Source organism: Pseudomonas anguilliseptica, assembly GCF_021375795.1.
GTDB lineage: Bacteria > Pseudomonadota > Gammaproteobacteria > Pseudomonadales > Pseudomonadaceae > Aquipseudomonas > Aquipseudomonas anguilliseptica_A.
The window spans coordinates 807,149-816,750 of sequence record NZ_JAEIOI010000001.1; the positions used below are offsets into that span (position 1 = coordinate 807,149).

Sequence of the window (9,602 nt, forward strand, 5' to 3'; positions counted from 1 at the left end):
TTGCTATTGGTCAGGGGGCTGGGTTGGGCTGGGCTTTGTGAATCGCCTCGATGCCAGCCAGTACCTCGGCAGAGAGTGTCAGTTCGCTGCTGGCCAGGTTGCTGTCCAGCTGCTCCAGGCTGGTCGCACCAATGATATTGCTGGTGACGAAGGGTTGCGCGGTGACAAAGGCCAGGGCCATCTGTGCGGGGTCAAGACCATGCTCGCGCGCCAGGGCGACGTAACGTGCACAAGCGCTTTCGGACTCCGGGTTGGTGTAGCGAGCAAAGCGGCTGAACAGGCTGATGCGCGCATTGGCGGGGCGTGCGCCGTTTGCGTACTTGCCGCTGAGCATGCCGAATGCCAGCGGCGAGTAAGCGAGCAGGCCGCATTGTTCGCGAATGGCCACTTCTGCCAAGCCGACCTCGAAGCTGCGGTTGAGCAGGTTGTAGGGGTTCTGGATCGAGACTGCGCGCGGCCAGCCGCGTTGTTCGGCCAGTTGCAGAAATTTCATGGTGCCCCAGGGGGTTTCATTGGAAAGGCCGATATGGCGAATCTTGCCGGCCTTGACCTGCTCGTCCAAGGCTTCCAAGGTTTCTTCCAGTGGCGTGAAGTCGCTGTCCTGATGGCGATAGCCAAGCTGGCCGAAGTAATTGGTTGGGCGCTCTGGCCAATGCAGTTGGTACAGATCGATCCAGTCGGTTTGCAGGCGTTGGAGGCTGGCATCCAGTGCCGCAACGATATGCGCACGGTTGTGTTTGAGCTGGCCACCGCGGATATAGCCGATGCCATTGCCGGGGCCGGCGATCTTGCTGGCTAGTACCCAGTCAGCACGATCACCGCGCTGCTTGAAGTAGTCACCGATAATCTGTTCGGTCTTGCTGTAGGTTTCGGCACGGGGTGGTACCGGGTACATCTCGGCGGTGTCGATGAAGTTCACCCCGTAGGCCTTGGCGCGTTCAATCTGGGCGATGCCTTCGCTGGCGCTGTTTTGCTCACCCCAAGTCATGCTGCCCAGGCACAGGCTGCTGACCTTGATTCCACTGCGGCCGAGTTGGCGGTAATCCATTGCAAGCTCCTTAAAAACCGGTTGGCATAATCGTGTTGAAATTCTCTGCGCAATCTGCATAATTGCGCACCTCTTTCTGCAGTGGAAGTGATGCGCCGCCTGCCGAAGAATCTTGCCGTATTACGGACGCGCTGACCCGAGCCCCCGATAGCGCCTGTTTTCGGCTGCCTTTGACCTTGTCAAAGTACGCACTATTCAGTAAGATCCGCCGTCTTATTTATCAGGGCGGCCCCTGAGGCTATAAAGAATGAAAACTTTTACTGCTAAACCGGAAACAGTTAAGCGCGACTGGTTTGTCGTCGACGCTGCAGGTCAGACCCTGGGTCGTCTGGCTACCGAAGTTGCAAGCCGTCTGCGTGGCAAGCACAAGCCTGAATACACTCCGCACGTTGATACCGGTGACTACATCGTCATCATCAACGCTGAGCAGATTCGCGTTACCGGTGCCAAAACCACTGACAAGATGTACTACTCCCACTCCGGTTTCCCGGGCGGCATCAAGTCGATCAACTTTGAAAAGCTGATCGCCAAAGCTCCTGAGCGCGTGATCGAGACTGCGGTAAAAGGCATGCTGCCGAAGAACCCGCTGGGTCGCGACATGTACCGTAAGCTGAAGGTGTACGCGGGCGCTGCCCATCCGCACACTGCTCAGCAGCCCCAAGAACTGAAGATTTAACGGAATAGTTCATTATGTCGGCGACTCAAAATTACGGCACTGGCCGTCGCAAGACTGCAACCGCTCGCGTTTTCCTGCGTGCTGGTACTGGCAAGATCTCCATCAATAATCGTGCTCTCGACACCTTCTTCGGTCGTGAAACTGCCCGCATGGTAGTTCGTCAGCCGCTGGAGCTGGTTGAGATGGTCGAAAAATTCGACGTCTACGTCACTGTTGTTGGTGGTGGTGTTAGTGGTCAAGCTGGCGCAATCCGCCACGGCATCACTCGCGCTCTGATGGACTACGACGAGGCTCTGCGTCCTGCTCTGCGTAAAGCGGGCTATGTGACTCGTGATGCTCGTGAAGTTGAACGTAAGAAGGTTGGTCTGCGTAAAGCGCGTAAGCGTCCGCAGTACTCCAAGCGTTAATTCGCTACCTGCGTTCACAAAGACGCCCAGTTTCCTTTCGGAACTGGGCGTTTTTTTATGGGTGCTGAAAGTTCGTGCGGCATCATGCCGCATCCGCGGATGCCCTGATTTGTAAGGGGTTGAGTCCGTTGTGCGTGGGTAATTACCTTGTCAGTAAAGGGGCTTTTCTTTACCATTTGGCAAATTTTTTGCGCGACTCGATTTTTACCTAGTATAGGCCTGACCAACAGGCCATAAAGCTGATGGGAGACGACTGAATGAGCAATGACGGCGTGAATGCAGGCCGGCGTCGCTTTCTGGTAGCGGCCACCTCTGTGGTGGGCGCTGCAGGAGCGGTGGGTGCCGCGGTCCCGTTCGTGGGGTCCTGGTTCCCAAGCGCCAAGGCTAAAGCTGCCGGAGCACCCGTTAAGGTGAACGTCAGCAAAATTGAGCCGGGCCAGCAGATGGTTGCTGAGTGGCGGGGGCAGCCGGTGTTTATCGTGCGCCGTACCGAGGAAATCCTCAGTAACCTGGTGAAGATCGAGGGTCAGCTGGCTGACTTCGATTCCAAGGCGTCGGAACAGCCGAGCTATGTCGATCCGAAAACCCGCTCGATCAAGCCAGAAGTTCTGCTGCTGGTAGGTCTGTGTACTCACCTGGGCTGTGCACCATCCTTCCGCCCGGAAGTGGCGCCTGCTGACCTGGGTGCTGACTGGGTGGGTGGTTATTTCTGCCCATGCCACGGCTCGCGCTATGACCTCGCTGGTCGCGTGTACAAGGCTCAACCTGCGCCCTTGAACCTGCCGGTACCGCCGCACACGTATGAGTCGGATGATGTGATCATCATCGGTGTGGACCAGGAGAAAGCATGATGAATAAATTCATGGAATGGGTTGATGCGCGCTTTCCCGCGACCAAGATGTGGGAAGACCATCTGTCCAAGTACTACGCGCCAAAGAACTTCAACTTCTTCTACTTTTTCGGCTCCCTGGCGTTGCTGGTTCTGGTTAACCAGATCGTTACCGGTGTCTGGCTGACCATGAGCTACACCCCGTCGGCTGAAGAGGCGTTTGCTTCGGTCGAGTACATCATGCGTGATGTGGAGTACGGCTGGATCCTGCGTTACATGCACTCCACCGGTGCTTCGGCGTTCTTCGTGGTGGTCTACCTGCACATGTTCCGTGGCCTGCTTTATGGCTCTTATCAGAAGCCGCGCGAGCTGGTATGGATCTTCGGCATGCTGATCTACCTGATGTTGATGGCTGAAGCCTTCATGGGTTATCTGCTGCCATGGGGCCAGATGTCCTACTGGGGCGCCCAGGTGATCATCTCGCTGTTCGGTGCCATTCCGGTGATCGGTGCGGACCTGACTCAGTGGATTCGTGGTGACTACCTGATCTCCGGTATCACCCTGAACCGTTTCTTCGCCCTGCACGTTGTGGCTCTGCCGATCGTGATTCTTGGCCTGGTGGTTCTGCACATCCTGGCCCTGCACGAAGTCGGTTCGAACAACCCGGACGGCGTCGACATCAAGAAGAAAAAGGACGAGAACGGCATTCCGCTCGACGGCATCGCCTTCCATCCGTACTACACCGTGAAAGATATCGTCGGTGTCGTGGTGTTCCTGTTTGTCTTCTGCTTCGTGATCTTCTTCTTCCCGGAAATGGGTGGTTATTTCCTCGAGAAACCAAACTTCGAAGCAGCCAACCCGTTCAAGACGCCTGAGCATATTGCGCCGGTTTGGTACTTCACGCCGTTCTACGCGATTCTGCGTGCGGTGCCGGACAAGCTGCTGGGTGTAATTGCCATGGGTGCAGCGATTGCGGTGCTGTTCGTGCTGCCGTGGCTGGACCGTAGCCCGGTCAAGTCGATGCGTTACAAAGGCTGGATGAGCAAGGTTTGGTTGCTGATCTTCTGCGTGTCTTTCGTGATTCTCGGTGTGCTGGGTGTACTGGCGCCGACACCAGGCCGTACGTTGCTGTCGCAGGTATGTACCTTCCTGTACTTCGCGTACTTCATCCTGATGCCGTTCTATACCAAAATCGAGAAGACCAAACCGGTTCCGGAAAGGGTGACTGGCTGATGAAAAAGCTATTTGCTGCACTCGTAATTGCTGCAATGCCAGCCCTTGCTCTTGGCGCTGGTAGTGGTTATCCGCTGGATAAAGTGGAAATCGATCTGACTGACAAAGCGGCTCTGCAGGATGGTGCGCGTACCTTCGCCAACTACTGCATGGGCTGTCATGCGGCTCAATACCAACGCTATGAGCGTGTTGCTGATGACCTGGGTATTCCGCATGAAGTCATGCTGGAAAATCTGGTTTTCAATGGCGCCAAGATTGGCGATCACATGAAGATCGGTATGCAGCCGGCAGACGCCAAGGCCTGGTTCGGCGCTGCGCCGCCTGACCTGACTCTGGTTGCTCGTGTACGTGGTAACGACTGGCTGTACACCTACCTGCGCACCTTCTATGAAGACACTGCGCGTCCGCTGGGTGCCAACAACAAGGTGTTCCCGAATGTGGGCATGCCGAACGTGTTGGTGGGTCTGCAAGGTCGTCAGTACATCGGCTGCAAGCAGGTTCAGGTGGTTGAGAACGGCAAGAAGCAGTTCGATCCGCTGACCGGCACGCCGATCACTCACGAAGCCTGTGATCAGCTGACCATTGAGCCCAAGACTGGCCAGCTGAGTACCGAAGAATTCGATGAAAAGATCCAGAACCTGGTGACCTTCCTCGCTTACTCGGCTAACCCGGTCAAATTGCAAAGCCAGCGTATCGGTACTTATGTACTGCTGTATCTTGCCTTCTTCTTCGTCTTCGCCTATCTGCTCAAGCGCGAATACTGGAAGGACGTGCATTAATCCTTTGCATCTCCGCTGTTGACCTGCGCGCCCCTTTGGGCGCGCAGGTCTTTCTGCTTCATATAACTCTATAAGCGAGGAGGATCGCCATGGGCGTGACCAATCGGTTGGCCTGTTACTCCGACCCCGCCGACCACTATTCCCACCGCGTACGTATTGTGCTCGCCGAGAAGGGTGTCAGCGCCGAAATCATCAGTGTCGAGAAAGATCGTTACCCGGCCAAGCTGCTTGAGGTTAATCCCTACGCCAGCCTGCCAACTTTGGTTGACCGCGATCTGGCGCTGTATGAGTCGACGGTGGTGATGGAATATCTGGATGAGCGCTACCCCCATCCGCCGTTGTTGCCGGTGTATCCGGTGGCGCGTGCCAATAGCCGGCTGCTGATTCACCGTATCCAGCGTGATTGGTGTGCTCAGGTTGACCTGATCCTCGATCCACGCAGCAAGGAACCGGCCCGTGCGTTGGCACGCAAGGAACTGCGTGAGAGCCTGACCGGCGTGTCACCGTTGTTTGCTGACAAGCCGTATTTTCTCAGTGATGAGCTGAGTCTGGTCGATTGCTGCCTGCTGCCGATTCTTTGGCGTTTGCCGATTCTGGGGATAGAGTTGCCAAAACCGGCCAAGCCGCTGCTCGATTACATGGAGCGCCAGTTTGCCCGTGAGGTGTTTCAGAGCAGTCTGTCGCCTGCTGAACGTGACATGCGTTAACCCGAGGAGGTAGTCATGAAGTCGAGCCGTCCTTATCTGGTGCGTGCCCTCTATGAATGGATCGTGGACAACGATTGCACCCCGCACCTGCTGGTGAATGCCGAGTTCCCCGGTGTTCAGGTGCCTGCCGGCTTTGCCAATGATGGGCAGATTGTCCTCAACGTTTCGCCCACTGCCGTGCGTCATCTGCATATGGATAACGAAGCGGTGAGCTTTGAGGGGCGCTTTTCCGGTGTACCGCAGAGCTTGTACATCCCAGCAGCAGCGGTGTTGGCGATCTACGCGCGGGAAAATGGGCAGGGCATGGTCTTTGACGCCGAGTCGTCGATGCTCGACGGAGGCGAAATTGACGATCCGGATGATCAGACTCCGCCTGATGACGAGCCGTCACGGCCCAGTGGGCGGCCCAGTCTGAAAGTGGTCAAGTAAAGACAAAAAAGGCGATCCGAAGATCGCCTTTTTTATGGCCGCCGCAGGTGCGGTTCGCTGAAGTTATCAGTTGGTGTACTGGAACAGCTTCACCACTTTCTGTACGCCAGACACGCTTTGCACCAGGTTAGTGGCGTGAGTGGCTTCGGTTTGCGAGACCAGGCCAAGCATGTAGACGATGCCGTTCTCGGTTATCACCTTGATGCGCGTGCCTGGCACGGCGCTGTCAGCGAGCATTTGGGTCTTGATACGGCTGGTCAGCAGCGAGTCATTGCTGCGCACCAGCAGCGAGGTGGGTTGCAGAACCTGCAGCTCGTTGTGCACTTTCTTTACGTTGTTGACCCGGCGAGCGGCCTGTTCGGCCATGGCCTTGAGCTCGTTACGCGGTGTCTGGCCCGCCAGCAAGACAACGCCGTTGTAGCTGGTGACAACGATGTGCGACGTCGGGCTGGTCAGGTCAATGTGCGCGCGGGCAACGCTGGAGCTGACTTCCGAGGGGATGAACTGGTCGTCGATCTTGTTGCCGACGCTGCGGTTGCCGCAGCCGGCCAGGGCGAGTGTCAGGGCAAGGGTGGCAAGGATCAGCGGTGAGCGGGTCATTCTTCACTCCCAAACAGTTGGCTGTCGATCAGGTCGCACAGGCAGTGGATGGCCAGCAGGTGGACTTCCTGGATGCGTGCGGTGACTTTCGAGGGGACACGGATCTCCACGTCTTCCGGCAACAGCAGTGACGCCATGCCGCCGCCATCGCGGCCGGTGAGGGCCACTACGGTCATTTCGCGGTCGTGAGCGGCCTGGATGGCCTGGATCACGTTGGCCGAACTGCCGCTGGTGGAAATCGCCAGCAGCACGTCGCCAGGCTGACCGAGTGCGCGAATCTGTTTGGAGAACACCTCGTTGTAGCTGTAATCGTTGGCGATCGAGGTGATGGTCGAGCTGTCAGTGGTCAGGGCGATGGCCGGCAGGCTGGGGCGTTCGCGCTCGAAGCGGTTGAGTAGCTCGGAAGAGAAGTGCTGGGCATCGCCGGCTGAGCCGCCATTGCCGCAGGAGAGGATCTTGCCTTCACTGAGCAGTGCCTGGACCATGGCCTGGCTGCCTTGCTCGATAAAGGGGATGAGCACTTCCATGGCCTGCTGCTTGGTTTCAATGCTGGCTTGGAACAGGTGGCGAATACGGGCTTGCATGTCCATCGGAGTTATAACCTTCAGTGTGGCTTCTGGTCAGGTATCAAAGGCGTTTTGAATCCAGTCCAGCTGCGCGGGGGCTTGGCTGTCGGCGTTTATGGCAATCACATCAAAGCGGCATGGGTACTTGGCCCAGCGTGATTCTTGTTGCAGGAAGTGCTGAGCGGCGCGGCTGAGTTTCTCACGTTTGCGTGCATCCACGCTCTCTGCTGCGCCGCCCCAGGCGCTATGGCGCCGATAGCGAACTTCTACGAATACTACTGTATCGGTGTCGAGCATGACCAGATCGAGCTCGCCGAGGCGGCAGCGCCAGTTCTGTGCAAGCAGGCGCAGGCCGTGTTGCTCGAGATGCTGCCGAGCCTGTGCTTCGGCAGCATCACCGCGTTGTTGCGTGCTGATGCGCTCGCTCAATTGACACTTTCAGGCAGTGGTTGCACCTGGCCGTTGCGGAACTCGGCCCAGGGCAACTGGCGCTCGATGCGCTGATTGGGGCTCAGGCTCAGATTGCCTGACAGGCCTTGCAGACGGGTGTCGGGCAGCGCTTTCAGTTGGGTCAGGCGCGGTGCCAGGAGGTAAGCGTCTGCACCCATGGCGTACAGGCGGCCGAGGCTGCCACCGGCCTGTGGCCATTGTGTGCTGGCCTGCTGGCGCAGTGGGTCGTTGACGTTCAGCAGCCAGGGTGTTTCGCAGAACATGATGCCGTTGAGGTCAAGGTACTGCGCCTGGTTGTAGGCTCCGGTGAACAGATGGGACGTGGCGTAGACCGGCACATCGCCGGCGTATTGGAAGGCCAGCGTCGGTTTGATCTGCTGGGCCTGTTGCGGGGTGGCGGCGAGGAAGATGAAATCAACATCGCGGCGTCGCGACGGTGCGGCGGCAATCGCGCTGCCCAGGGTGTTCTGCAGGCGCTTGCTGCGTGCTTCGCTTTCGCGCAGCTGGAACAGGTCGGCGATCTGGCGGGCCAGTTCGACGGGCTGATCAACATGTTCAGCAGCAATCAGGGTGCCGCCCTGGGCTTGCCAGCTTTGGCGGAAGGCGGCAAGGACGCGGTCGCCCCATTCGCCGTTGGGCACCAGCGCGACCGCTCGGCGCATGCCGTCGGCCCAGGCGCGACGGGCGACTTCGCGGGCTTCATCTTCGGCTGCAAGGCCAAACTGGAACAGTTGCGCCGGACCTTCCTGGCTGCTTTCGCTGTAGTTCAGGGCAAGGGTGGTAATCGGCAGTTGTTCGCGGCTGCTCAGCTGGCTGACCAGGTTCTTTTCCAGTGGACCGATCACCAGTTGCACGCCAGCAGCCTGGGCCTGGGTGTAGAAGGCGTCCATGGAACCAATGCGCGAGCTGTCGAATATCTGAATGTTCGGCGGGTTCTGTCCGGCCTGCTGGGCCTGGTAATGGGCGGCCAGAAAGCCGTCACGCAGGGCGCGGGCTACGCTGGCCAGTTGACCATCCTGGGGCAGCAGCAGGGCAATTTCGGTCAGGGGTTGGCTGGAGAGCTTTTTCAGCTCGACCAGCGCCTGCGGCAGTTGTTGTGCGGCGGGATGCTGCGGGTTGGCGGCAACCCAGGCATCGACCGCGCTTTGTTGCTGCTCCAGCGTGCCGGCACTTTTGGAGGCGCGGGCCAGTTCCAGCCAGCCATCGAGATCAGTGTCGCCACTGGCCTGCAGCTCGTTTGCGGGCAAGCTGGAAACCAGTGTCCAGATAATTTCCTGATTCTGTGCGGCGCTGGTAGCGCTGAGCAGAGGCGCAATAAAGACCCGCTCCCGGGCTGCTGCCAGGGTTTGTCCGCTGGCTTGCAGGGCGCTGGCGCGTACCAGTTGGCTGCGCACCTGCTGCTCAACCGGCAGCTCACCGAGGCGTTCCATGCTCGGGTGGCTGAGGGCGCGCAGGGCGGCTTTGGGCTTGTTGCGGCTCATGTCCAGCTCGGCGCGCAGGGTGCTGGCGTAGATCTGCTGGGCGGGTTTCAGGCTTTCCAGTTGCACCTGTTCGAGAATGCTGCTGGCGCGTGCCAGATCCTTCTGTTTATAGGCCAGGTCGGCGGCTGACAGGCGCAGTGCTGCGGCCTGTTCAGCGGGGCTTTCGGCTGCTTGCTGCAGCAGTTGTTCGATGCTGGCTTGCGGCGTACGGGGTAGCTCGCCCAGTGTCGATGAGGGCTGGCTGGCGCAGGCTGCAAGCAGGCCGGCAAGGCAGAGGGCGGAAAGAGGGCGCAGGCAGGCGATCATGTAAGCGTTCCTGATACTTGATCAAATTGAGCGTCGAATTGTACCCAAGCCCGCCGGGTGACGCGATGTCGAAGGTTGGAAACGGGCTACA

At 58.5% G+C, this 9,602-nt stretch carries 12 protein-coding genes; 7 read left to right on the forward strand and 5 right to left on the reverse strand.

What is annotated here, in order from left to right; all coding sequences use genetic code 11:
• Positions 1–10: 10 nt before the first annotated feature.
• Entirely contained in the window at positions 11–1,048 is a 1,038-nt protein-coding gene (locus tag IOD17_RS03700; RefSeq protein ID WP_233683747.1) for an NADP(H)-dependent aldo-keto reductase, read from the reverse strand.
• Between the two features lie 247 nt (positions 1,049–1,295).
• On the opposite strand from IOD17_RS03700, the gene rplM reads away from it, so the two are divergent.
• From rplM to IOD17_RS03735, 7 genes are all read left to right on the forward strand, one after another.
• Positions 1,296–1,724 carry a 50S ribosomal protein L13 gene (gene rplM, locus IOD17_RS03705; RefSeq protein WP_090382254.1) on the forward strand — a complete coding sequence of 143 codons (429 nt, stop codon included), beginning with the start codon at positions 1,296–1,298 and terminating at the stop codon, positions 1,722–1,724.
• A gap of 14 nt (positions 1,725–1,738) precedes the next feature.
• On the forward strand, positions 1,739–2,131 hold the full coding sequence (rpsI, locus tag IOD17_RS03710; protein ID WP_233683748.1) for a 30S ribosomal protein S9: 393 nt from the start codon (positions 1,739–1,741) through the stop codon (positions 2,129–2,131).
• A gap of 257 nt (positions 2,132–2,388) precedes the next feature.
• Positions 2,389–2,982 carry a ubiquinol-cytochrome c reductase iron-sulfur subunit gene (petA, locus tag IOD17_RS03715; protein WP_090249148.1) on the forward strand — a complete coding sequence of 198 codons (594 nt, stop codon included), beginning with the start codon at positions 2,389–2,391 and terminating at the stop codon, positions 2,980–2,982.
• Positions 2,982–4,193, forward strand: a complete 1,212-nt coding sequence (locus tag IOD17_RS03720) for a cytochrome b (protein WP_233684506.1) — start codon at positions 2,982–2,984, stop codon at positions 4,191–4,193. Before petA ends, IOD17_RS03720 begins: the two co-directional genes overlap by 1 nt.
• Positions 4,193–4,972 carry a cytochrome c1 gene (locus tag IOD17_RS03725; RefSeq protein WP_233683749.1) on the forward strand — a complete coding sequence of 260 codons (780 nt, stop codon included), beginning with the start codon at positions 4,193–4,195 and terminating at the stop codon, positions 4,970–4,972. Before IOD17_RS03720 ends, IOD17_RS03725 begins: the two co-directional genes overlap by 1 nt.
• Before the next feature lie 89 nt (positions 4,973–5,061).
• Positions 5,062–5,679 carry a glutathione S-transferase N-terminal domain-containing protein gene (locus IOD17_RS03730; RefSeq protein ID WP_233683750.1) on the forward strand — a complete coding sequence of 206 codons (618 nt, stop codon included), beginning with the start codon at positions 5,062–5,064 and terminating at the stop codon, positions 5,677–5,679.
• A 15-nt stretch (positions 5,680–5,694) separates the two neighbouring features.
• Positions 5,695–6,108, forward strand: a complete 414-nt coding sequence (locus tag IOD17_RS03735; protein WP_233683751.1) for a ClpXP protease specificity-enhancing factor — start codon at positions 5,695–5,697, stop codon at positions 6,106–6,108.
• A 66-nt stretch (positions 6,109–6,174) separates the two neighbouring features.
• Here the strand turns inward: IOD17_RS03735 and IOD17_RS03740 are convergent, their stop codons facing one another.
• Genes IOD17_RS03740 through IOD17_RS03755 form a run of 4 tightly spaced genes read right to left on the reverse strand, consistent with a single transcriptional unit; the run spans position 6,175 to position 9,511 of the window.
• Positions 6,175–6,708, reverse strand: a complete 534-nt coding sequence (locus IOD17_RS03740) for a BON domain-containing protein (protein WP_233683752.1) — start codon at positions 6,706–6,708, stop codon at positions 6,175–6,177.
• Positions 6,705–7,298: a phosphoheptose isomerase gene (locus IOD17_RS03745; RefSeq protein WP_233683753.1), complete on the reverse strand. Its 594-nt coding sequence runs from the start codon at positions 7,296–7,298 to the stop codon at positions 6,705–6,707. The genes IOD17_RS03740 and IOD17_RS03745 overlap by 4 nt, the downstream gene beginning before the upstream one ends.
• 30 nt (positions 7,299–7,328) lie before the next feature.
• Positions 7,329–7,703 (reverse strand): YraN family protein, encoded by a 375-nt coding sequence (locus IOD17_RS03750; RefSeq protein WP_208600176.1) that lies wholly within the window; start codon positions 7,701–7,703, stop codon positions 7,329–7,331.
• Entirely contained in the window at positions 7,700–9,511 is a 1,812-nt protein-coding gene (locus tag IOD17_RS03755; RefSeq protein ID WP_233683754.1) for a penicillin-binding protein activator, read from the reverse strand. Before IOD17_RS03755 ends, IOD17_RS03750 begins: the two co-directional genes overlap by 4 nt.
• Between the last annotated feature and the right edge of the window lie 91 nt (positions 9,512–9,602).

Bases quoted from the DNA above. Each gene is read 5' to 3' on its own strand.
- IOD17_RS03740 (WP_233683752.1), bottom strand. From the start codon at position 6,708: ATGACCCGCTCACCGCTGATCCTTGCCACCCTTGCCCTGACACTCGCC.
- petA (WP_090249148.1), top strand. From the start codon at position 2,389: ATGAGCAATGACGGCGTGAATGCAGGCCGGCGTCGCTTTCTGGTAGCG.
- rpsI (WP_233683748.1), top strand. From the start codon at position 1,739: ATGTCGGCGACTCAAAATTACGGCACTGGCCGTCGCAAGACTGCAACC.
- IOD17_RS03755 (WP_233683754.1), bottom strand. From the start codon at position 9,511: ATGATCGCCTGCCTGCGCCCTCTTTCCGCCCTCTGCCTTGCCGGCCTG.
- IOD17_RS03700 (WP_233683747.1), bottom strand. From the start codon at position 1,048: ATGGATTACCGCCAACTCGGCCGCAGTGGAATCAAGGTCAGCAGCCTG.
- IOD17_RS03745 (WP_233683753.1), bottom strand. From the start codon at position 7,298: ATGGACATGCAAGCCCGTATTCGCCACCTGTTCCAAGCCAGCATTGAA.
- IOD17_RS03725 (WP_233683749.1), top strand. From the start codon at position 4,193: ATGAAAAAGCTATTTGCTGCACTCGTAATTGCTGCAATGCCAGCCCTT.
- IOD17_RS03720 (WP_233684506.1), top strand. From the start codon at position 2,982: ATGAATAAATTCATGGAATGGGTTGATGCGCGCTTTCCCGCGACCAAG.
- rplM (WP_090382254.1), top strand. From the start codon at position 1,296: ATGAAAACTTTTACTGCTAAACCGGAAACAGTTAAGCGCGACTGGTTT.
- IOD17_RS03730 (WP_233683750.1), top strand. From the start codon at position 5,062: ATGGGCGTGACCAATCGGTTGGCCTGTTACTCCGACCCCGCCGACCAC.
- IOD17_RS03735 (WP_233683751.1), top strand. From the start codon at position 5,695: ATGAAGTCGAGCCGTCCTTATCTGGTGCGTGCCCTCTATGAATGGATC.